This is a genomic window from Pseudochelatococcus contaminans, from assembly GCF_014195635.1.
Lineage (GTDB): Bacteria > Pseudomonadota > Alphaproteobacteria > Rhizobiales > Beijerinckiaceae > Pseudochelatococcus > Pseudochelatococcus contaminans.
This window is the reverse complement of the sequence record NZ_JACICC010000004.1, coordinates 297,244-319,561: the sequence shown is the minus strand read 5'-3', so window position 1 is coordinate 319,561 and position 22,318 is coordinate 297,244. Positions and strand designations below refer to the sequence as shown.

Genomic DNA, 22,318 nt, shown 5'->3' with positions numbered 1-22,318 from the left:
GGCTGGCTCTCCCGTTTTTTGTTGCAAAGCCGGTCTCTCCCTGTGTTTTGGAGCGCTTTCCGACCGGATGGAAGCATCCGGTGGACGGAAATATGCTCAAAATCAAAAAAGCGAGATCACATTCCGCATGGTCGTGAACCGCGGAAATGGTCTATACAGCCTGCCGCCCCCTTTCCAGAAAACCCTCGAACGCGTCGTCGGGCACGAAAAGCCCGCCGGTCGTCCACAACAGATGGGTGGCCTGCGCCACGTCGCCATCCAGCCCGTGCGTGCGCAGATAGCGCTGCCCCTCGGTCGTCGAGAGCAGCATGCGTGGCCCGCTGATCGCCGCCGCTGCCGACGGCTCAAGCCGGATGCCCATGGATTGATGCACGCGGTAGACATCCGCAAACAGCGTCTCGTCTTCCACCGTCAGCACGCCGGAGAGCACATTGCGCATCTGCTCGTAAGCAAGCTCCGACGCTGCTGGAACCGCAAGCCCGTCCGCATCCGTGCGTTTGTCGAGACCGACATCGTAAACCGAGATACCCGGGCGGCTTGGATGCTGCATTCGGGTGAGGAAGCAGGCCGCTGCCACCGGCTCGACGAAGAAGCAATGCGCGTCGTCGCCGAAAGCCGCCTTCAGGCTGCTGGCGATGCCCGCAGGCGCGCCGCCGACGCCGCACGGCAGATAGGCAAACAGCGGCGCGTGAGGCCCCACCTCGATATCCGCCTGCCGGAGCTGCTCCTGCAGATGATAGATGGCCGCGGCATAACCGAGGAACAGCGAGCGTGAGTTCTCGTCATCGACGAAGAAGGCTTTCGGGTCATTAGCAGCGCTGTCGCGTCCGCTGGCGACGGCGGCGGCATAGTCGCCGGCGTGCTCGATCACCTCCACGCCGCGTGCGCGCAGCCGTGCCTTTTTCCATTCCTTGGCGTCGCTCGACATATGAACGCGGGCGGTGAAGCCTAGCGCCGAGGCCATAATGCCGATGCTCATGCCCAGATTGCCGGTCGAGCCGACCGAGATGCTGTATTGTGAAAACACAGCACGCGCCGCATCGCTGGCGAGGGTCGTGTAATCGCCGGTATCGAGCAGATTGTGCTCACCAGCCACCTTTTCGGCCAGCTCAAGCACTTCGTGAATGCCGCCGCGGGCCTTGATGGACCCTGCGATGGGAAGGGCGTGGTCGGCTTTTATATAAAAGTTGCCCGGAAGGTCGCCATAGAGGGCGTGGCGCTCGTCGTCGCTGAGCGGCAGCAGCGGAGACTCGATCCGCCCTTCGGCTCCCAGCTCGGGGAACAGGTTGGCGAGAAGCGGTGCGAAACGTGCGAAACGCTGCTGCGCCTCAGAAATCGCGTCGACGCCGAAATCGGGGTCCGGTTGCCGGGATGCAGATGCGCGCAATGCAGGGTTGAGCCACAGCCGGGCCCGTGAAGCCGTTGCCAAGGATGTCACAGATATTCCCCACTCGTTATCTTTTCAGCGGACATCTGCGTGTCCGTTTCAAGGATATTGTGCAATCTTGTGATAGCCGCACAACTCATTTATCATGAGCCGTTCATTAGTGGAGCTAATAAAATGAATCTGTCTGCCCCCTTGCTGGGCTGGCTGCGCAGTTTCGATGCAGCTGCTCAGCATAATAGCTTTACTGCGGCTGCAAACAGCCTGCATGTCACACAGGGCGCGGTTTCGCAGCAGGTGAAGCAGCTTGAAACATGGCTCGGCGTGCGGCTGTTTCACCGCAACACGCGCAACATCAGCCTGTCGCGCGAGGGCATGCAGCTCAAGCTCGCGTGTCAGGAAGCATTTCAGGTGCTGGAAACCACGCTGCAACAGATCAAGGTGCAGAACAGCAGTTACACCATCAATCTGAATTGCTCGCCCTCATTCGCCATGCGCTGGTTCGTGGCGCATATGGGAACGCTGATGCGCGAGCACCCGGACATCGACCTGCGCGTCTACGGCGAGTTCCACACGCTCACCCGGGATAGAATGGAGATCGAGCGCATTCAGGCCGCCATCCGCTACGATCCCGGCGGGCACAGGGATATCTTCAATGAGGTGTTTCTGGATGAATGGCTGTTGCCGGTCGCCAGTCCGCAGTTCATGCGCGAGCACCCGGAAATAGACAGCCCCGAAAACCTGCCATCGGCGCTGATGCTGCACGATGCATCGCCCTGGGAGGAAACGACCGAACCCCTGGTGGAATGGGATTCGTGGTTGAAGGCGGCAGGGCGGCAGACCATGCCCAGACATGACGGCCCGTGCTTCAACCTGTCCCAGCTTGCAGTCAGCGCCGCCATGGCGGGGCAGGGCATCGCCATTGGGCGGCTGGCGCTGGTGCTGGAAGATCTCGTTTCCGGGCGTCTCGTGCCGGCGTTCCGGTTGGCCATTCCGTCTCAGGCGTCCTACCGTTTCATGACACTCAACGAGAAGCAGCCTCGCATGAACACGCTGCGGGAATGGCTGATGCGCGAAGGCAAACGCTTCAGGCAGGAGCGGGATCTGTGGCTCGCCACGAACGTCATGACCATGCGGGAGCCTACGCCCTGATTCTGTCAGCGCGTAGGCCTCAGATTCACCGCGGACTGTCTGGACACGGCGCGCGTCAGGCCCCGGTGTGTGCCGGTTCCATGACGCCGCCGTTCGAATACAGCCGCCGGTAGACGCCGTTCAGCGCCAGCAGATCGGCATGGCGGCCTTCCTCGACCACGCGGCCGTCCCGCACCACGGCGATGCGGTCTGCGTGGGCGATGGTGGCGAGACGGTGGGCGATGACGAGCGTCGTGCGCCCCTGCGACAGCTCATTGAGCGATTGCTGGATGGCCCGTTCCGTTTCCGTATCGAGCGCCGAGGTTGCTTCATCGAGAATTAGGATCGGTGGGTTCTTGAGGAAGATGCGCGCAATGGCGATGCGCTGCTTCTGGCCGCCGGACAGTCTGACACCGCGCTCGCCGACCACTGTATCCAGCCCTTCCGGCAGCGATTCCACCAGTTCGGAAAGCCGCGCCCGGCGCACGGCTTCGCGGATGTCCGCTTCCGAGGCATCCAGACGGCCGTAGGCGACGTTCTCGCGGATCGTGCCGGCAAACAGGAAGACATCCTGTTGGACGATGCCGATATTGCGGCGTAGCGCGTTGAGGGTCATGTCCCGAATATCGATGCCGTCGACGGAGATCGCGCCGGAGCCGACTTCATAGAATCGCGGCAGCAGCGAGCAGATCGTCGTCTTGCCGGAGCCGGACGGGCCGACGAAAGCGACGGTTTCTCCGGGGTTGATCGTCAGGTCGATCCCGTCGAGCACGCTCCGCCCGCCGGGGTGGTAGCTGAAAACGACGTTGTCGTAGCGGATCGCTCCGCGCAGGGCCGGCACATCGACGGCGCCCGGCTTGTCCTGAATATCGGGACGGGTATCGAGAAACTGCACATAGCGCTGGAAGCCGGCGAAACCTTTGGGATAGGTTTCGATGACGGCGTTGATCTTGTCGATGGGACGGAAGAACACGTTGACCAGCAGCAGAAAGCCCACGAAACCGCCGGCTGAGAGTTCGCCCCGGACGACGAAGAAACTGCCGGCCAGCATGACGACGATCTGCACGAAGCGCATCGAGAGATAGCTCAGCGAGGTGGACGCTGCCATCACCTTGTACGCCTGCAACTTGGTGGAGCGATAGGCGTCGTTGTCGTCGGCAAACAGGCGGCGCTCGTGCTCTTCATTGGCGAACGCCTGCACCACGCGGATGCCGCCGACATTCTCCTCGATGCGGGCATTGAAGTTCGCCACCCGGCCATAAAGCCCGTGCCATGTCGCCGTCATCCGCCCGCCATAGCGGGTGGTGAGCCACGCGATGAGCGGCACGATGACGGCGGTGATGAGCGCCAGCGGCACATGCACCCACATCATCAGAATGAAAGCGCCGATCAGCGTCATGATGGCGATGAAGATGTCTTCCGGCCCGTGGTGGGCCACTTCGCCGATCTCCTCCAGATCCTTGGTCAGCCGGGCGACGAGGTGGCCGGTCTTGTTGGCGTCGAAGAAACCGAAAGATAATTTCTGAAGGTGGTCGAACGCCTTGCGACGCATCTCGGTTTCGATATTGATACCGAGCATGTGCCCCCAGTAAACGACGATGGCCTGCAACCCGCCGCTGATGAGGTAGATGGCCAGAAGCCCCGCCAGTGCGAGGGTTATCAGGCCCCACTGGCCGGTGGGCAGCAGATCGTCGATGAACAGCGTCACGGCCAGCGGGAAGGCCAGTTCCACCAGACCGGCAACGACCGCACAGCCGAAATCCAGCATGAAAAGCCGTTTGTGCGGACGATAATAGGTGGCAAAGCGTTTCAGGAGGTCGATCATCATGTCACGTCGGTCTGGCCCCGGCGAGGCGGAGATGGCGAGAGAATGCGGAGCAAGGCTGCGCGGGTCTGGTCAGGCATATGGCCCGGAATGGGCCGATCTGCCTGTCCTGTCAATCCGTTCCTGCCTATTCTCCCTCGCTGCCGCGTCGCCAATAGGCGGCAATGCTGCATTTCTCGCGGGCGATGCCGGCTTCCTTCAACACGAATTGGCGGATCTCCTGCGCCAGCGTATGCTCGCAACCGGCCAGAATGAACGGGGTCTCCCCGCCGTCCGTCAGCCAGGAGTGGTTGCGGAGGGTGGCGGCCAAACTGTCACCGGCGGCATCGCGGTGCAGCCAGTGCAGATCCACTACGGCAGGCGACGGTAAGACCTGCTCTTCATCCGCGTTGGCGACCTCTATGAACACGGATACCCGTGCCGACTCAGGCATCGTTTCCAGCAGGCGGGCAATGGCGGGCAGGGCAGTTTCATCGCCCAATAGAATGTAGCGCCCGGCTTCGCCAATCGAACCGCCGCCGGGGCCGGTCATCCCGACGATATCGCCCGGCCGGGCGTTGCGCGCGAAATCGGCACCCGGAGAATGGTGATCGTCATCATCGTCGTCGCCGTGCAGCAGCATGTCGATGGTGACTTCACCTTTGGTCACGTCCAGGTGGCGGATGGTGTAGATACGCGCTTCCGGTTTTTCATCGCCCTTGGGCCATTGCGGACGCCCATCCTCGCCATTCACCGGCCAACGTGGTGGCACGATTCCAGCCGGCGGAAACAGCAGCCGCACATGAAGGCCGCCTTTGGCGAAGCGGGCAAGATCGTTGCCGGACAGCACGATACGGCGCATCAGCGGAGTGACGTTGCCGACGGAGACAACGCGCATCTCGCGAAAATACGCCAGCAACTCCCCCACCTTGCCATCGCCGCTCCAGCGGATGACGGGCTTTTGGTCGCCGGCAAACGCCAGCAAATGCTCCGCTACCGTGAGCTTGAGGAACGACAGCCCGGTTTCGTCAGTGCTCTCCAGCCCCACGACGACGGCTCCCGCCTCGATATTGGCGCGTGCCGAGCCGTATTCCGCAACGAACGTGGCGCCGCCCTCCCTGCGCTCAACGGTGACATACTCAGAAAGATGGTCGCACAGGCGGTCCAGCACGGAGGCCGGCTCGTCAAGCGCGATGCGCGCGGAGGAAACCAGGCGGGGGGAAGGGCGTGTGTCGGTCATTGAAGGCTTTCCGTTTTCAGTCCGTGGCATCCACCTGCAAGGCAATTCAATTTAAAACTATAAAAATTTGCAACAATACATAATTATAACTATTATAAATAGCCTCTATATTCTTGGATGTTGCAAGATTTATTCATGTAATATACATATTTGTGTCTATAGCAACTGGCTGCGATTATCATCCGGATTTTTAGCGCGCATCGTTTCCGGCAGCTTTTCCGGGTGGGGAGCATGTCACGCGTGAATCTGGCGCGGATCGGGAAGGTGAGGCGGACATGTCGGGCTATCTGCATTCCATGAAGTGCCACACCGAGGGCATCCGGGCGCGAAAGCCGGTCAAATGGCGTGGCCTCGATGGCCTGATGAACGTGTTCTGGGAGGCAGAGGGCGATTCCGGGGCCAGCGGCTATTATCTGTCGCCGGACCCGCGCATCGTGATCTTCTTCAATGATGTGTCCTCCCATATCCGGATGACCAACCGGGAAAACGGTTTTGGCAGCGACGGCCGCCAGATGACGCGCGCGATCTACGTTCCCGCCGGTGTTCCGTTGTGGACCAATTTCACGGCCCCGCATCGTTTCTCGCATCTGGATCTGCATGTTCACAAGGATCGCATGTTGCGCTTTCTGTCGCCGTCCATTGGCCAGTCGCATGCCCTGACGGCGTTGCGGCGGCCTGTGGAGGTTCAGGATATCGATGCCGTCGAGACCCTGGCGAGCCTGCTTGTCGACGAGGTGGCGAAACCGTCAAAGCATGCGGTTTATGCCGAGAGCCTGGCGGGCAGCATCGTCACCGGGCTTCTGGACATTCCCGAACCCGCCGCCGAACGCGCCACCGGCCGTCTAACGCAGGGGCAGATGAACAAGCTGCTGTCACGCGTCGACGCCAGCGGCGGCCATCGCCTGACCGTTGCGGAAATGGCCGAGACGGTTGGCCTGTCGGAGAGCTGGTTCGCCAACGTCTTCAAGCAGACGTTGGGCAAGACGCCGCAGCAATGGCAACTGGCGCGGCGGATCGAGGCCGCGCGGCAACTGCTGGCCGACACCGACCTGACGATCGCTGACATCGCCGCCCAGCTCAATTTTTCCGATCAGGCGCATCTGACCAAGGCTTTCCGCCAGATCACAGGTGAAACACCCGCCGCCTGGCGGCGCGCCCGGCATGCGGCGCTGAATCGCTAGAGCATTTCGCTAAAGCGTTTTCAAGCAAAGCGGATGCCGCTTTGCGTGAAGAAAACGCGTAAAGCCAATAAGATAGAGCATTTCTGCGTTTCAACGAAATGCCGAAATGCTCTAGCCTGTCGAAATGCTCTAGCGCATTGGTGTATCGCGTATTATTGACGCAAGTCGGTATTCGCTCTGCTTGAAACCGTTTTAGAACCTGTAGCGCAGCGAACCGATGACGCTGCGTCCTTCTTCGCGGTAGCAGTAGCTGTTGACGCAAGTCGGCACGCGGTCGTCGAACAGGTTCTTGGCGGATACCTGGGCGCGAACCCCCTTGAGGCTTTCGCTCAGGTGGCTGAAGTCATACGAGAGCGTAGCGTCGAAGAGAACGCGGGAGGGGTTGCGCGAGGTGTTCGCATCGTCCGCCCAGCTCTTGCTGATGACGCGCGTACCGAAGCCGATCCCCACGCCCTGCGCGAAGCCGGACGAGAACTCGTAATTGCCCCACACCGAGAACTGGTGATCGGGAATGCCCGCCGGCATGTTGCCGCGGTCATCGCCGTTCAGGTATTCCATGTCCAGATAGGTGTAGGCTGCGGTCAAGTTCAGGCTATCCGTCAGGCTGGTCATGGCCTGAACCTCGAAGCCACGCGATTCCACCTCGCCCTGCTGTATCCGGAAGTTGGGATCGGTCGGATCGGGAATCAGGATGCTGGACTGCTTGATGCGGAACAGGGCGGCGCTGACGGACAGGTTGAGGTCGCTCGGCGTATAGCGCAGACCGATTTCTTCCTGCTGGCCTTCCGTGGGCTTGAATGAAGAACCGTCCCGCGACGTGCCGATGGTGGGCGCGAACGAGGTGGAGTAGCTGGCATACGGCGAGAAGCCGTTATCGAACAGATAGGCCAGACCGACGCGGCCCGTGAATTTGCTGTCGTTCTGCTCGCTTCTGCTGGACGAGAGGGGGTATTTGTTGCGCGTCTCCAGCCAGTCATGCCTGCCGCCGACCGTGAGCACGAAGCGGTTGAACTCGATCTGGTCTTGAACGTAAACGCCCAGCTGCTCCTGCCGCGTCCGCTGCTCGTAGCCGTCAAGGCTCACTGGCGGCTGCACCAACGTCATCCCGTAATTGGGGAAGGCGAGGCTGAGGGGGCCGGCAGTGCCGAAGCCGTAACGGTAGCGATAGCTGACATTGTTATAGTCCAGCCCGGCCAGAACCGTATTGGCGACGGGGCCAAGGTTGAAGTTCGCCTGAAGCTGGTTATCGACCGCAATGCCTTCAGAATTGTCCACGAGGCGGGCCGCATAGCGGTTCGCGACGCCCTGAACCGGGTCGAGGCCGAGGATGCTGACATATTTCATGTCCGTATCCACGTTCTGATAACGCAGGTTCTGACGGAAGGCCAGATGCTCATTGAAGCGGTGGCTGAACTCGTAACCGATGCGGAACTGCTGGCCGTCATAGTCTTTGTAGTTGGGATCGCCATGCTGAAGGCCGGTGATCTGGCCCTGAGGGGTGGTGTACCATCCCGCCGAACCGCCCGAGGTGAATTCGGTGTATTCGCCCAGCACGGTCAGCTCGGTGTTCTTGTCGCTGGAGCGGAATGTCAGAGCGGGCGCAATGGAAACCCGATCATCGCGCGCGGCGATGAATTCCGTATCGGCGGACCGCCAGACGCCGGTGAGGCGATAGAACAGGTTCTCGCTGCTCGGGACCGGGCCGGAGAGGTCGAAATTGCCCTGCACGCGGCTGTGCGAGCCAACCTGGGCCTCGATCTCATGGAACGGCGTCTCGGTGGGACGCTTCGAGATGACGTTGACGATGCCTCCCGGCGCGCCGGAGCCATAAAGCATGGAGCTTGGCCCCTTCAGAATCGTCACGCCCTGCAACAGGTAGGGCTCATGGCGGAAGACGGAGAACGAGCCGCCGAGACTGCGCAGGCCGTCGCGGTAAAAGCCCGTGTCGGTGACGTTGAAGCCGCGGACATAAATGGTGTCGAAGCGCGGATCGAAACCGAACTGCCCCGCGCGCACGCCCGCCGTGTAACGCGCCGCCTCGACCAGCGACTGCACGTTGCGGTTCTCCAACTCCTCGCGCGAGACGGTGCCGATGGACTGCGGGATCTTGCGCACGTCCGTATCAGTCTTGGTCGCGATCGTCGTATCGCGCGCGACGTAGCCTGCTGACGTCAGCCCGCCGCCCGGCCCGTCGCCCGGGGCAGTGCCGGTGGCCTCGATCACGACAGGGTCAAGCTCGATGGCGGGAGTCGCCTGCTGCGCATGCGCCGCCGACGAGCCGGCAAGAACCGCGATGAGAGAGCAACCGGCAAGGAAGACATTGGCCGGCCGCCGGGGTGAGGAATCGAATACACGCATCATACCATCCTTGGCGCATTCTGTGGATAATCGTAAAGCCGTGACAATCGTAGAGCTGGGATCATCGCTAACTTGAGCGCGCCGTCGCGTATTGTACATTTCCTCTCCTTTGTAGAAAGGCACGGAAATCTGATTGCTTTTCCATAAGTAAGCATGCTGCGCTGTTGACGGACTATGGTGAAACTGAAACTAGATAGCGTCCGAAGCACTGCGGAGACACTGTCTAATGCTGCGAGTTTTTAATTATTCTATTTTATTTCTGGCCTTGTTTATTACAATTGGCCTGTTTCGCGGCGCCGAGGCGGGGGAGAATACGGCTTATCCTGTCGTCATCAAGCATGCTTTGGGCACGACGACCATTCCGAAAAAGCCTGTGCGTGTCGCAACGGTGGCGTGGGCCAACCATGAGGTGCCATTGGCGCTGGGCATCGTGCCCGTGGGGTTCGCGGCAGCCAATTTCGGCGATGACAATGGTGACGGGTTGCTGCCGTGGGTCGATGCGAAGCTGAAGGAGCTTGGCGCCGACAAGCCGGTGCTGTTCGACGAGGGCGACGGCATTGATTTCGAGGCCGTGGCCGCGACGCAGCCGGATGTGATCCTCGCGGCCTATTCCGGCCTGAGCCAGTCCGATTACGATACGCTGAGCCAGATCGCCCCGGTTGTCGCCTATCCCGAGTCAGCATGGGCGACGGACTGGCGCGACATGATCCGTCTGAACAGCGCCGGGCTTGGCATGGCCGCTGAAGGCGATGCCCTGATCGAGAAGATCGAAGCGGAGATCGCCGCGACGGTTGCCGAGCATCCCGAACTCAAGGACAAGACCGCGATGTTCGTGACGCATCTGGATGCCACGAACCTCAGCGTCGTCAATTTCTATACCGAAAACGATACGCGGGTGAAGTTCTTCGCCGATCTCGGGCTGAAATCTCCCCGCAGCGTGCGCGAGGCGACAAAGCCGGGACAGTTCGCGGCGAGCGTCAGCGCCGAACGCGTCGATGCCTTCGACGATGTCGACATCGTTGTGAGCTATGGCAGCCAGCCGCTGCTCGACGCGGTGCGCGCCCATCTTCTGCTGTCCAGAATGCCCGCCGTGCACAAGGATGCGCTCGTCATGCTCGGCAGAGATCCGGTCGGCACGGCGGCCAACCCCACGCCGCTCTCGATTCCGTGGGTGTTGAAGGACTATGTCGCGCTGCTCGGCGCCGCCGTCAACAAATCGCAGTGACGGCGGGCTCCCAATGATTCTCGCCCGCGCCACGTCCCTGCGGCCTGCACCTCTTCACGGCAAATCGCGCGGTGTCCGTCTGCTGTCACTGGCGGGGCTTGTCGTGGCGCTTGCCGCCCTGTGCATGCTTTCCGTCGCCATCGGCACGCGCGAAGTCGCGTGGTCGGACATCGCCGCAGCGCTCAATGGGCAGGTCGATTCTGTCGGGCAGGCTGCGGTTGCCGTCCGCATTCCCAGAACCGTGCTGGCCGTGCTGGCCGGGGCGGCGCTGGGCCTCGCGGGGGCGATCATGCAGGGTGTGACGCGCAATCCGCTTGCCGATCCCGGTATTCTTGGCGTCAACATGGGCGCGTCTCTGGCGGTCGTGGTCGGCATCGTGTGGTTCGGCATCGCCTCCGCCCATGCCTATATTTTCACCGCCATTGTCGGCGCGGGGCTGGCGGCTGCGTTCGTCTACGTGATTGGCTCGCTCGGGCGCGGCGGTGCGACGCCGCTCAAGTTGGCGCTGGCAGGCGCGGCCACCTCGGTCGCCTTCTCGTCGCTGGTCATCGCAGTTGTCTTGCCGCGCAGCGATATCGCGGGCGGTATCCGTTCGTGGCAGGTCGGCGGTGTCGGCGGGGCGACGTTCGACGGCATCCTGAACGGGCTGCCGTTTCTCGCCGCCGGGTTCGTCATCAGCCTGCTGTCGGCGCGCAAGCTGAACTCGCTGGCGCTGGGAGATGATCTGGCCGCAGGGCTGGGCGAAAACGTTGCCGCCGCGCGCGCTGTGTCGTCATTCGGCGCGATCCTGCTGTGCGGCGCGACGACCGCCATCTGCGGGCCGATTGGCTTTGTCGGCCTTGTGGTGCCGCATCTGTGCCGTCTGCTGGTTGGGGTGGATCATCGCTGGCTGCTGCCGTTCTCGGCGTTGGGCGGCGCATGCCTGCTGGTGGCGGCGGATGTCGTCGGGCGCATCGTCGCACGGCCATCGGAGATTGATGTGGGCATCGTCACCGCGTTCGTCGGTGCGCCGGTGTTCATCTGGATGATCAGACGCCAGCGGGTGCATGACCTGTGACCCAATTGACCGCCACCCTCGATGCGATCGTCAGTGATCGCCGCCATCGCGCCCGTCGCCGCAATCTCGCGGTCGGCCTGCTCGTCGCGCTCATCCTGGCGCTGTTCCTGCTCACTCTGTCGCTGGGGCAATCGCTGACCCCGCCGGAGGATGTGGTGCGCGTGCTGCTGGGGCAGCAGGTGCCGGGCGCGAGCTTTACCGTTGGGCAGCTGCGGCTGCCGCGCGCTTCTCTGTCCTTGCTTGCCGGGCTTTGCTTTGGAATGGGCGGCGTTGCATTCCAGGTCATGCTGCGCAACCCACTTGCCAGCCCGGACATCATCGGCATCAGCTCAGGCGCCAGCGCGGCGGCGGTATTCGCCATCGTCGTGCTGTCGCTGAAGGGGCCTGCGGTGTCGGTCGCCGCCGTTGTTGCCGGGCTTGGCGTGGCCTTGCTCGTGTATGGCCTGTCGTTCCGCAACGGCGTCGCCGGAACGCGCCTGATCCTCGTCGGCATCGGGGTTTCGGCCATGCTGGAGAGCTTCGTCGCCTACACCTTGTCCCGTGCGCCGGCGTGGGATCTGCAAGAGGCGATGCGCTGGCTCACCGGCAGCGTGAACGGTGCAAAGCCCGGGGACGTGCTGCCCTTGCTGCTGGCGCTGCTCGTTTTCGGCGGGCTGTTGGCGAGCCGGGCGCGCGATCTCGACGCGCTGCGGCTGGGCGATGATATGGCAGCGGCGCTGGGCACGGGGATCGCTCGCACCCGCATCGCAGTCATCGTCGGGGCGGTGGGCCTGATTGCCTCTGCGACGGCGGTGACGGGGCCGATTGCTTTCGTGGCTTTCCTGTCCGGGCCGATTGCCGCGCGCATCGTGGGTGGAAGCGGCTCCCTGCTGCTGCCATCGGCGCTGGTTGGCGCGGTGCTCGTGCTCGCCGGGGATTATTGCGGCCAGTTCCTGCTGCCGGGCCGCTATCCGGTGGGTGTCGTCACTGGCGCGCTAGGTGCGCCGTACCTGATTTTCCTGATCGTTCGCGTCAACAGGAGGGGCAGTTCGTTATGAGCGCCGCCGCCCATTCCACCTCGCTCGTCGTCAGCGGGTTGTCCGCCGGATATGGCGAAACGGACATCCTGCAAGGGCTGGATCTGACCGTGCCACCCGGCAGAATCACCGCCATCGTCGGCGCGAATGCCTGCGGCAAGTCCACGCTGCTGCGCGCGATGTCGCGCCTCATTCAGCCGCGCCGGGGGCAGGTGCTGCTCGACGGCAAGTCGATCCACCACCTGCCGTCGCGGCAGCTTGCGCGGCAACTTGGCCTGTTGCCGCAGTCACCGATTGCGCCGGAGGGAATTACCGTCGCGGATCTCGTCAGCCGTGGCCGGCATCCGCATCAAGGCCTGTTCTCAGGCTGGACGCGTGCGGATGATGAGGCCGTGGCTGAAGCGCTTGTGACCACGGCGACCGACGGCATCGCCACCAGACTGGTGGACGAGCTGTCCGGCGGGCAGCGCCAGCGCGTGTGGATCGCCATGGCGCTGGCCCAGCAGACGGATCTGCTGCTGCTGGACGAACCCACGACCTTTCTCGACATCAGCCATCAGATCGAGGTGCTGGATCTGTTGACCGATCTTAACCGCGCCCGCGGCACAACCATCGTGATGGTGCTCCACGATCTCAACCTCGCCGCGCGTTACGCGGATTATCTCGTGGCGATGGCGGCGGGGCGTCTGCACGTTTCCGGCAAGCCGGAGGATGTGTTGACGGAAAGTAACGTGCGCGAAGTCTTCGGCCTCGAAAGCAGAGTCATCACCGATCCGACGTCCGGTAGGCCGCTGATGCTGCCCATCGGTCGCCACGGCATGGTGGAAGCGGCAGGCTGACGCCTAAGACCAGATGCCCGCGCTTCACGTCGCCTTGTCGAGATCGGCCTCGGTTCGTTGCAGGGCGGCAAGCGTCTCGTTGACCTGGTGCAGATGCAGCACGGTTTCATGCCACGGGCTGGCAATCGCTATGCGCTCCAGATCCACCACGGGCGGCTCCGTGTTTGATGGCTGGCCGGCGCAATAGGCTGCAATTGCCCGGATAGCGCTTTCCAGCCCTTCCGGCGCGGGTTCGCCGCTGCGCAGGGCCGCAGGGCACCTGTCTGCGAGAAGCAGGGCCGAGGCATAAAGCTTCACCGCGTTGCGCTCATAGCGATCTGCCGCGACCGTGACAGCTTTCGCCATCAGGCGTCCACGCAGCGACCAACGCGTCGAGCCACGCGCCCCGACTATGCCTGCTTGCAGCGCGACGAGACTGTCGTGCGCGGCCGCGAAGCTCTTCAGCGCGTTCTCCGCCTTGCCTGCGTCACCTGCCGCTACGGCTGACGCAACCCCGGTAAAGCCTGCTCCAAGACGTGAAAAGAACCTGCCGGACGCCCCCGCGATCTGCCGCAGGGGATCGGGTGTCAGCAAAATCTGGCTGAAGAAGAGCCCTACCGTGACACCCACCACAACGTCGAGCAGGCGATGCATCCCGGCGTTTTCCGGACCTGTGGCCACAACAAGCATGGCCGAGATACCTGACTGGATCACCACCACGGCCGGCAGGCCGTAACTGGCCGCGATCATCATGGCGAAGAATAGCACCAGCGCCAGCCGCAGCAGGGAGAAGCCCTGTTCGATGCCGAGGATTTCAAAGATGAACAGGCCGATTTCGCCGATCACGATGCCGGTGATGACGCCCAGCAGCATGTTGACCGCTTGCCCGCCATGGTTGGGCAGCCCCGGCGCAAGGCAGACGAGGGCCGTGATGGCGGCGAACAGCGGCAGCGGATGCCCCAGCAACCGCTGCGAGATCACCCATGCCACAATGGCGGCAATGGCAGATGCCGCGCTGTCGCGCCAGGCCAGATCCATGCGGCTCATCGACGTCCTGATCGTGGTCCGGAATTTCATGAAGCCTCCCATCCGACTGACAAATCAATGATTTTATGTTCTATCGGATGGCAGATATATCATACGGATTATGAAAATCCGAAGGCGTCGGGCAGCTTCCGCTCAGGATCGGGTCTGCTTGTGGAACACGGCATGCGCCGCGACCAGCGTGACGGCTGCGATGGCGAACAGCGCCACAAGCGAATGCCAGGTTTCTTCCAGCCCGAAGCTTTTGAGGAAGATGCCTTTCGACATGGCGATGAAGTGGGTGAGGGGGTTGATATCGCTCATCCAGCGCAACACGGTGGGCATGTTCTCGATAGGCGCGAGATAGCCGGAAAGCACGACTGACGGCACCATGAAGCAGAACACGCCAAGAAACGCCTGCTGCTGGCTGGACGACACCGACGAGATCAGCAACCCGACGCCGGAAAGCGCGAGCGCGTAGGCGAAGGTCGCCAGCACCAGCAGCCACGGCGGGCCGGTGAAAGGAACGCCGTAGATGAACACGGCGGCGAGCGCGATGATGCCGCCTTGCGCCATCCCCACCAGAATGCCCGGAACAGCCTTGCCGAGCATGATGTAGGCCGGCGTCAGCGGCGTGACCAGCAACTGGTCGAACGTGCCTTCCTCGCGCTCCCGCGCCAGCGACAGCGCCGTCACCAGAAGGCAGCCGACAGTGGCGATGATCGCCACGAGGCTTGGCAGCACGAACCAGCGATAGTCGAGGTTGGGATTGTAGAGGTTGCGGACCACAAGTGTCGCGGGCGGCTTCTGCCCGGCGCGTTCCTCGGCGAATTGGGTCACCACCTGCTGCGCATAGGCAAAAGCGATCTGCGCCGCGTTGGAACGCCGACCGTCGATCAAGGCTTGCAGGCGAACGGGCTCACCCGTCAACACCTTGCCGGAGAAGTCCGGCGGGATGCGGATGGCCAGAAGCGCCGTCTGCGCGTCGATCACGTTTTCCAGTGTGGCGTCGTCGTAAATCATCGTCACCTGCGTAAAAGCCGATGCCGCTGCCAGCCGTTGCACCAGTTCTATGGCTTCCGCGCCTGTGTCTTCGTTCAAAATGGCGAGCGTCGCGTTGCGCACCTCAAGCGTGGTGGCAAAGGGAAAAATCGCCAGTTGCAGGATAAGCGGCGTCATCAGCATCATGATGTTGCGCCGGGTGGAGAAAAGTTGCTGCAACTCTTTGGTGACGAGGGCGACGATGCGGTTCCACATGGCGCTTACCCGTCCAGCCGGCGCCGCGTCGCGCGGGCGGTCAGGCCAAGCCAGAACACGGCGGACAACAGCAGGAACAGCATGTTCGGCAGCAGGATTGCCAGCAGGTCTCCCGCCTGAAACAACGTTTGCAGCGTCGTGACGAAATATCGGGCAGGCACCAGATAAGTCACCGCCTGCACCGCGAGCGGCATCGACGAAATCTCGAAGATGAGGCCCGATAGCAATGCCGATGGCAGGAAGGCGGCATTGAGCGCGCCTTGCGCGGCATTGAACTGGTTGCGCGTGGCGCTCGACAGCAGCAGCCCAAGGCCCAGCGCGCTGCCAAGGAACAGGCTGGTGGATAGCAGCAGGATCAGGATCGATCCCCTGAAGGGCACATCCATGATGAAAATAGCGATCAGCACGCAGATCGCCATCGCCACCATGGCCAGCGCGTAATACGGCAGGCTCTTGGAAAGCAGCAGCTCCGTCTTGCTGATGGGCGTGGCCAGCAGCGCCTCCATGGTGCCGCGCTCCCACTCGCGGGCGATGACGAGAGATGTCAGCAATGCGCCGATGATCGTCATCACCACGGAAATCGAACCGGGAATAAGATAGTTGCGGCTGATGGTGGTGGGATTGAACCAGTAGCGCGGCTCCAGCGATACGGCCTCGCTGAAGCTCATGCCGTGGGAGTCCGCGCGGGCCGCGAGCCAGCTCTCAAGCATGCCGCGCGCGTAGCTGGCCACGAAGTTGGCGGTGTTCGGCTCCGAGCCGTCCGCAAGCACCTGTATCTGTGCCTGGTCATGCCCACCCAGCACTTTGGCGGTGAAATCCTGCGGGATGACGATGACGCCGCGCAGGTTACCGCGTGTCAGCCCGTCCTGCACCTCGGCCAACGTGTCCGCGAAGACGGGATCGAAGTAGGGCGAGCCGGACACCGAAGCTGCCAGCCGCACGGCCTCGATGCCGCGATCTTCCATGACGACGCCGATCCTCAGCCTGTTGGTATCCAGCGAGATGCCGAAGCCGAAGATGAACAGCAGGAATACCGGCAGGACGATGGCGATCAGCCAACTGCTGGGATCGCGCATGATCTGCCGCGTTTCCTTGACGCATAACGCCGAGAGCCTGCGGAAGGAAAAACCGGCGTGGGCGGCGGGCCTGTCCGTCATGCGGCGGCTTCCCCCGCCTGCTGCCGGGCGGCATCGTCGCGCTGGATCAGGCGGATAAAGGCATCCTCGAATGTCGGATCGGGAAGATCATCGTCCGCCACCTGCCGTTTCAGCGCATCCGGCGGCCCGGCGGCGATCATCCGGCCGCGATAGATCAGGGCGATGCGGTCGCAATATTCCGCTTCGTCCATGAAGTGCGTCGTCACCATCACGGTGACGCCCTTGTCCACGAGGGCGTTGATATGCGTCCAGAACTCGCGCCGCGTCACCGGGTCGACGCCCGATGTCGGCTCATCGAGGAACAGCAACGGCGGCTCGTGCATCAGTGCGCAGGCAAGGGAAAGCCGCTGCTTGAAGCCCAGCGGCAACTCACCTGCCTGGGTGCGGCGATAGCGCGTCAGGTCGAAGCTGTCCATCATCTGCTTCACCTTGCGCGTGCGCGCGCTTCCCCGCAAACCATAGATGCCGGAGAAGAAAAGCAGGTTTTGCTCCACGCCAAGATTGCCGTAAAGCGAGAACTTCTGCGCCATGTAGCCGAGCTTCTGGCGGGCTTCGCCGGCGCTTCGTTTCAGGTCGATGCCCATCACCTGCGCCGTGCCGGATGTCGGCGTCAGCAGCCCGCACAACATGCGGAACGTCGTGGATTTGCCCGCCCCGTTCGGCCCCAGAAGGCCGAATATCTCGCCGCGTTTCACATCGAAGCTGACATGATCCGTGGCGATGAAATCGCCGAAACGGCGCGTCAACTCATGGGCGCTGATCACTGAATTGGCATCAACACCCTCTGGCAGGCGGGCTTCAGGCATGGTTTCGGCCAGCACCGAACGGCCATCCGGCCCACCGCCGACAAGGTCGATGAAAGCGTCCTCCAGCCGGGGCTCAACCGCCGCAACTTGCGCATCCGGCTCATTTGCGATCAATCGCTCGGGAAGGGTGGCGACCCCTTCCTTCAGGACAACGCGCACGCTTTCGCCCTGAATAGCGCCATCGACGACATCCGGATCACCCAACGCCCGGCGCAGGAAATGGCGGCGGTTCTCAGTGATGTTGCCCACGCGCACGCAGCGGCCACGCATGCGGGCAATCTGCTCTGCCGGCGGGCCGGAGAAGATGACGCGGCCTTGGTTCATCAGGCAGAGTTCATTGCACAACTCAGCCTCGTCGAGATAGGCCGTTGCCCACACCACGGCCATGCCGTCTTCGGCCAGACTGGTCACCATGCGCCAGAGTTCGCGGCGCGATATGGGGTCCACCCCCACGCCCGGCTCATCGAGCAGCAGCAACTCCGGCGTGCCGATGAGGGTGCAGGCAAGGCCGAGCTTCTGCTTCATGCCGCCAGACAACTTGCCCGCCAGCCGCCCGGTGAAGCGATGAAGATCCGTGAAGTCGAGCAGTTGCGCGAACTGCGCCTTGCGCGTCTCGTTCTTTACGCCGCGCAGATCGGCATAAAGAACGAGATTCTCCATGACCGTCAGATCTTCATAGAGGCCGAATTTCTGCGGCATATAGCCGACACGCAAATGCAGCTCGTTCGCCTGTGCGATGGGGTCCAGCCCCACGACCTCAACCGATCCTGAGGACGGTTTCAGCAAACCCGCCATGATACGCATCAGCGTGGTCTTGCCCGCGCCGTCCGGCCCCGCCAGCCCGGTGATGATGCCGGGACGAACGGCAAGATCCACATCAGCAAGGGCGCTTTCCCCCTCCGCCTGCTCCCGGTAACGATGGGACAGCCCCTGGATGGTGACGGCGGTTTTGTCCTGCATGGCCGGTATCATGGTCCATCAGCGAGGCTGACGGTCACCGGCATTCCCTGACGCAGAAGGTCGTCCGGGTCATCGATAACGACGCGAAGCCGGTAGACGAGCGCGGTTCGCAGATCCTGCGTTTCCACCTGCTTGGGCGTGAACTCGGCCCGGGGCGCGACGAAGCCGACCGTTCCGGTATATGGCCGTCCGGGCCTTGAATCAGTATGGACGAGCACCTTTGTACCGGGCGCGACACGGCCGAGATCGGGCTCCTGCACATAGGCGCGCACCCGCATGGGCCGGTCGAGCGATAGCGTCACGATCGATGTCCCCGCGTTCACCATCGTTCCCGGTTCCACCGCGCGCGTCAGCACGGTTCCGGCGCTGGGGGAGAGCAAGGTGGCGTCACGCAGTTGCAGCGCGGCGGCGCTTTCCTGCGCCTCGGCGGCACGCGTGCGGGCGGCAGCCTGCGCCAGCTCCTCGGGGCGTGCGCCGGCGACGGCGGCAGCATGGGCCTGACGCGCCGCTTCGTGCTCCGCCTCGGAACGGTCGCGTGCGCCGCGAGCATCGTCCAGCGCCTGCCGGGAGGTGGTGTTGGTCCGCACCAGAGACTGCTGGCGTTCATAAGTCGATTGCGCCGTTGCGGCGACTGCGGCCAGGCCATCCATCTGGGCTTTCAGACGGGCGATATCCTCGGTACGCGTGCCGGCATTCAACAATGCCTCGCTTGCCTTGGCCGCGGCCAACTCGGCCTGTGCCCGCGACAGCGCCTGTTCCAGCGGTTCCGGATCGATATGGGCGATGACCGTGCCGGCATCCACGCGGTCGCCTTCGTCGACCAGCACATCCGCAACCCGCCCGCCGATGCGGAACGACAGGTTGACCTCGCGTATATCGACGTTGCCGCCCAGCACCAGCGGCGATCCGTTGGATTGATGATTTTGCCAATACCACGCCCCGCCGCCAACGACAGCGACCGCAAGCAGGATGACGATGGCGGCGCGTTTCATGGTCTGAAGCTCCTCATGACCGGCCAGACAATAATGACCCGCAGGTCAATCTTCAATGATATAATGACTGGCAGGTCATTTTTTCTTGTGCCACTATTGCCGCATGACGAAACATCAGCCCCCGGAATCCGTGAGCCGCCCAGAATCCGACCGCATGCGCCACAAGAAGCAGGCGAAGCGGGCGGCTATTCTGGAAGCGGCGCTGCGCGAGTTCACAGACAACGGCTTCGCCGATGCCCGGCTTTCGGCAGTGGCGCGCAATGCCGGTGTCGCCAAGGGCACGCTTTATCTCTACTTCGATAGCAAGGAAAAGTTGTTCGAGGGTGTCGTGCGGGAAACCCTGCTGCCATCGGGGGAGGAGGGCATCATCTCCGACAACCCGCATCATTTGTCCACGGAGGCTTTCCGGCGGTCCATGCTGGCGTCGGTTGCCGATTTGCAGAACTCGGGCCGCTCCGGCATTGCACTTGTGGTTCTGACGGAAGGGCGGCAGTTTCCGCAGCTCGTCGAGATCTATGTCAACGCCGTGCTGGAGCCCGTGCTGGCGCAAATAGACCGGTTGGCCCACTCCGATGATACAGCCCGGCTGGATGTCCTGCGCCGTTTCCCGCAGCTTCTCATCGCCCCGGTGATCGCGGGACTGCTGTGGAACCGCTTCATGACCGGCTATCCGCCCATTGATCTGGTCGATATCGCCTCCGCACAACTCGCGCTGGTGCTGGGGGACGAGGCGGCCTCCAATACCGCAGAGTCCAATGAAATAATGGATTGATGCATGCATAAAACTCCTGACAGGTTTGTTGTCTGACTGGCGGATTGGCGCTGTCTAATTTCGCGATGCCACGGTAGGAATGATGGCGTTCCTCAAGCAGCGGTGCCGTCCATGCGAAAACCCGTCGATGCCTTCGCCTTCAGCGCCATGGTCGTGCTGTGTGTCATCTGGGGGCTGCAACAGGTGGCGATCAAGGTGGTCGTGGGGGATTTTGACCCCGCGCTTCAGATCGCTCTGCGGTCCGGCATCGGCGCCTGCCTCGTTCTGGCGTTCAGCCGGTTGTGGCTGCGCGATTCGTGGTTGCCGGGAATTGCCAAAGGCCCCGGTCCTGTCGCCGGCCTCCTGTTCGGGCTGGAGTTCCTGCTGGTTGCCGAAGGACTGCGCTGGACCAATGCCGCGCACATGGCGGTGTTTCTCTATACCGCGCCGATCTTCGCCGCCCTCGGGCTTCATCTGGCCCTGCCGCAGGAGCATCTGTCGCGGGTAAAATGGATCGGGATCGCCATAGCGTTCAGTGGCATCGGTTTCATCTTTCTGGCGCCGGGGCTCCTATCACCCGTGGAGTCCGTTGCCGGGGCGGCGATCTCCCATGAGATGCTGATCGGAGACCTGATGGGCCTGGGTGCAGGGTTCGCCTGGGGCATGACCACCGTGACAGTGCGCACCACCCGGCTCAGCGAGGCTCCGCCGGCGCAAACGCTTTTCTGGCAGCTTGCAGTGGGGTTTATCGTCGCATTCGCCTTCGTGCTGATGTTCGACCGCACCCATTTCGTATCGACGGGGTTGGTCTGGACGAGCCTGATTTTCCAGACGCTCATCGTCGTGTTTATCAGCTACCTTGTCTGGTTTCGGCTGCTGCGGGTTTATCTTGCATCGCGACTGGGCGTGCTGTCCTTCATGACGCCGTTGTTCGGTGTGCTGTTCGGCGTGGTGCTGCTAGGCGAGCGGCTTGAACCGAGCTTTATTATCGGTGCAGCGCTGGTGCTTTGCGGCATGCTGGTGGTGAACGGCGGCGAATGGCGCGATGCCCGCCTATCGCGCAAATTGGCTGCAAAAAAGAGCGAAGCGGCGGATTTTTAGAGCATCTGTGTTCAACCAGTCGATTAGCCATAAACGAGCGACCGGCGGGTTCGATAAAGACGCCGCGCCCGGCGCCAGCATTTCCCGGTGGGAACAACTTCGGAATGGAAGGTGTTACCCATCATATGGTGAATGCAGGAGGCATTATGATGGCTTATGCGCCTGAAAAACGGGAAGTCAAGCCGAATGGCGACCCCGAAGTCGCGCCCGGAACCACAAATCGTCGACTAAGCGTCGGGCGGACGGTGTTTTATCTTCTCATCGCGGGATTGATCGTGGTTGCAGGCTTGCTGATGCTGTTCGAGTTTCTGAATCCGGAAGTGCCGCAAGTACCCTAACGGCATGTATACAAAGAATATTGTCGGCTGATGTGCTGTTTCTGCCCCAGATGAAAGTCATGACAATATTCTGGAATACTGATTTAAAAATAACAAAATAAACAGGAGAGTATCATGCCGGTCGTGACAGGATTGTTCGATACTTATGAAGATGCGCGCAAAGCAGTCGAGGCACTGAAGGCAGCCAATGTCGATGTGGCGGACATCAGCATTATCTCGCCGGAGGAGCTGGCCGGAAGCGGCGAGCGAGCAGTCGAAGGTGCAGGTGCCGGTATCGGGATTGGAGCATTGATCGGCGGTGTCGGTGGAGTCATCGCCGGCCTCAGCGTAGTCGCAATCCCGGTCGTGGCAGCCGGATGGCTGGCGGCTGCGCTTGCCGGAGCGGCTGGCGGTGCCGTGGTCGGCGGTCTCACAGGCGGATTGATCGGGGGGCTAACGGAATCGGGCGTATCGGTCGATGATGCAAAATTCTATGCCGAAGCGGTCAGCCGGGGCGGAACGCTTGTAGCCGCCCGGGTCGACGAGGGGCAAGTCGAGGCTGTCGCGGCGATTTATCGTTCCGCAAATGGCGTCGATCCGGACGCCCGCCGCCAACTCTACGCCCAAGGAGCCTGATCCGACAAGCGTGAGCAAAGCAAGACGGTGCGGCAGGGCGGATATCATCTCGCCCGTCCCGCGCTGGAAACCGTTGCAGCGAAGTTATTTCAAGTCAGAGTTTG

At 62.4% G+C, this 22,318-nt stretch carries 19 protein-coding genes; 10 read left to right on the top strand and 9 right to left on the bottom strand.

The window, feature by feature from the left end:
* Positions 1-151: 151 nt before the first annotated feature.
* A complete protein-coding gene (gene dsdA, locus FHS81_RS10080) occupies positions 152-1,438 on the bottom strand; it encodes a D-serine ammonia-lyase (RefSeq protein WP_210281629.1) in 1,287 nt (428 codons plus the stop codon).
* Positions 1,439-1,561: 123 nt separating this feature from the next.
* Between dsdA and FHS81_RS10075 the strand changes: the two genes are divergently transcribed.
* Positions 1,562-2,536, top strand: a complete 975-nt coding sequence (locus FHS81_RS10075) for a LysR family transcriptional regulator (RefSeq protein WP_183752538.1) — start codon at positions 1,562-1,564, stop codon at positions 2,534-2,536.
* A 55-nt stretch (positions 2,537-2,591) separates the two neighbouring features.
* On the opposite strand, the gene FHS81_RS10070 is transcribed toward FHS81_RS10075, so the two are convergent.
* On the bottom strand, positions 2,592-4,340 hold the full coding sequence (locus tag FHS81_RS10070; RefSeq protein ID WP_183752785.1) for an ABC transporter ATP-binding protein: 1,749 nt from the start codon (positions 4,338-4,340) through the stop codon (positions 2,592-2,594).
* A 127-nt stretch (positions 4,341-4,467) separates the two neighbouring features.
* A complete protein-coding gene (locus tag FHS81_RS10065; RefSeq protein WP_183752536.1) occupies positions 4,468-5,559 on the bottom strand; it encodes a siderophore-interacting protein in 1,092 nt (363 codons plus the stop codon).
* A 275-nt stretch (positions 5,560-5,834) separates the two neighbouring features.
* On the opposite strand from FHS81_RS10065, the gene FHS81_RS10060 reads away from it, so the two are divergent.
* Positions 5,835-6,740, top strand: coding sequence for a helix-turn-helix domain-containing protein (locus tag FHS81_RS10060; RefSeq protein WP_210281628.1), 906 nt, complete (start codon positions 5,835-5,837; stop codon positions 6,738-6,740).
* Positions 6,741-6,932: 192 nt separating this feature from the next.
* Here FHS81_RS10060 and FHS81_RS10055 read toward each other — a convergent pair whose 3' ends face one another.
* The gene (locus FHS81_RS10055) at positions 6,933-9,098 is read right to left on the bottom strand and encodes a TonB-dependent siderophore receptor (protein ID WP_183752534.1); all 2,166 of its coding nucleotides are present in this window, start codon (positions 9,096-9,098) and stop codon (positions 6,933-6,935) included.
* Positions 9,099-9,324: 226 nt separating this feature from the next.
* Between FHS81_RS10055 and FHS81_RS10050 the strand changes: the two genes are divergently transcribed.
* The 4 genes from FHS81_RS10050 to FHS81_RS10035 are packed head-to-tail and all read left to right on the top strand — an operon-like array spanning position 9,325 to position 13,235.
* Positions 9,325-10,323 (top strand): iron-siderophore ABC transporter substrate-binding protein, encoded by a 999-nt coding sequence (locus FHS81_RS10050; RefSeq protein WP_183752532.1) that lies wholly within the window; start codon positions 9,325-9,327, stop codon positions 10,321-10,323.
* Between the two features lie 13 nt (positions 10,324-10,336).
* On the top strand, positions 10,337-11,380 hold the full coding sequence (locus tag FHS81_RS10045; protein ID WP_183752529.1) for a FecCD family ABC transporter permease: 1,044 nt from the start codon (positions 10,337-10,339) through the stop codon (positions 11,378-11,380).
* Positions 11,377-12,417 carry an iron chelate uptake ABC transporter family permease subunit gene (locus FHS81_RS10040; protein ID WP_183752527.1) on the top strand — a complete coding sequence of 347 codons (1,041 nt, stop codon included), beginning with the start codon at positions 11,377-11,379 and terminating at the stop codon, positions 12,415-12,417. The genes FHS81_RS10045 and FHS81_RS10040 overlap by 4 nt, the downstream gene beginning before the upstream one ends.
* Positions 12,414-13,235 carry an ABC transporter ATP-binding protein gene (locus tag FHS81_RS10035; RefSeq protein WP_183752525.1) on the top strand — a complete coding sequence of 274 codons (822 nt, stop codon included), beginning with the start codon at positions 12,414-12,416 and terminating at the stop codon, positions 13,233-13,235. The genes FHS81_RS10040 and FHS81_RS10035 overlap by 4 nt, the downstream gene beginning before the upstream one ends.
* 24 nt (positions 13,236-13,259) lie before the next feature.
* On the opposite strand, the gene FHS81_RS10030 is transcribed toward FHS81_RS10035, so the two are convergent.
* From FHS81_RS10030 to hlyD, 5 genes are all read right to left on the bottom strand, one after another.
* A complete protein-coding gene (locus FHS81_RS10030) occupies positions 13,260-14,291 on the bottom strand; it encodes an FUSC family protein (protein ID WP_183752523.1) in 1,032 nt (343 codons plus the stop codon).
* A 102-nt stretch (positions 14,292-14,393) separates the two neighbouring features.
* Positions 14,394-15,494 carry an ABC transporter permease gene (locus FHS81_RS10025; protein ID WP_183752521.1) on the bottom strand — a complete coding sequence of 367 codons (1,101 nt, stop codon included), beginning with the start codon at positions 15,492-15,494 and terminating at the stop codon, positions 14,394-14,396.
* 5 nt (positions 15,495-15,499) lie between these two features.
* Positions 15,500-16,651 carry an ABC transporter permease gene (locus tag FHS81_RS10020; protein ID WP_183752520.1) on the bottom strand — a complete coding sequence of 384 codons (1,152 nt, stop codon included), beginning with the start codon at positions 16,649-16,651 and terminating at the stop codon, positions 15,500-15,502.
* Positions 16,648-18,417 carry an ATP-binding cassette domain-containing protein gene (locus FHS81_RS10015; protein ID WP_183752518.1) on the bottom strand — a complete coding sequence of 590 codons (1,770 nt, stop codon included), beginning with the start codon at positions 18,415-18,417 and terminating at the stop codon, positions 16,648-16,650. Before FHS81_RS10015 ends, FHS81_RS10020 begins: the two co-directional genes overlap by 4 nt.
* Before the next feature lie 8 nt (positions 18,418-18,425).
* Positions 18,426-19,409: a secretion protein HlyD gene (hlyD, locus tag FHS81_RS10010; protein WP_183752516.1), complete on the bottom strand. Its 984-nt coding sequence runs from the start codon at positions 19,407-19,409 to the stop codon at positions 18,426-18,428.
* Between the two features lie 130 nt (positions 19,410-19,539).
* Here hlyD and FHS81_RS10005 point away from each other — a divergent pair, with 130 nt between their 5' ends.
* From FHS81_RS10005 to FHS81_RS09990, 4 genes are all read left to right on the top strand, one after another.
* On the top strand, positions 19,540-20,181 hold the full coding sequence (locus tag FHS81_RS10005) for a TetR family transcriptional regulator (protein WP_183752514.1): 642 nt from the start codon (positions 19,540-19,542) through the stop codon (positions 20,179-20,181).
* 111 nt (positions 20,182-20,292) lie between these two features.
* Positions 20,293-21,261, top strand: coding sequence for a DMT family transporter (locus FHS81_RS10000; RefSeq protein WP_183752512.1), 969 nt, complete (start codon positions 20,293-20,295; stop codon positions 21,259-21,261).
* Positions 21,262-21,365: 104 nt separating this feature from the next.
* Positions 21,366-21,599 (top strand): hypothetical protein, encoded by a 234-nt coding sequence (locus tag FHS81_RS09995; protein WP_183752510.1) that lies wholly within the window; start codon positions 21,366-21,368, stop codon positions 21,597-21,599.
* Between the two features lie 114 nt (positions 21,600-21,713).
* The gene (locus FHS81_RS09990; protein ID WP_183752508.1) at positions 21,714-22,214 is read left to right on the top strand and encodes a general stress protein; all 501 of its coding nucleotides are present in this window, start codon (positions 21,714-21,716) and stop codon (positions 22,212-22,214) included.
* Positions 22,215-22,318 lie beyond the last annotated feature (104 nt).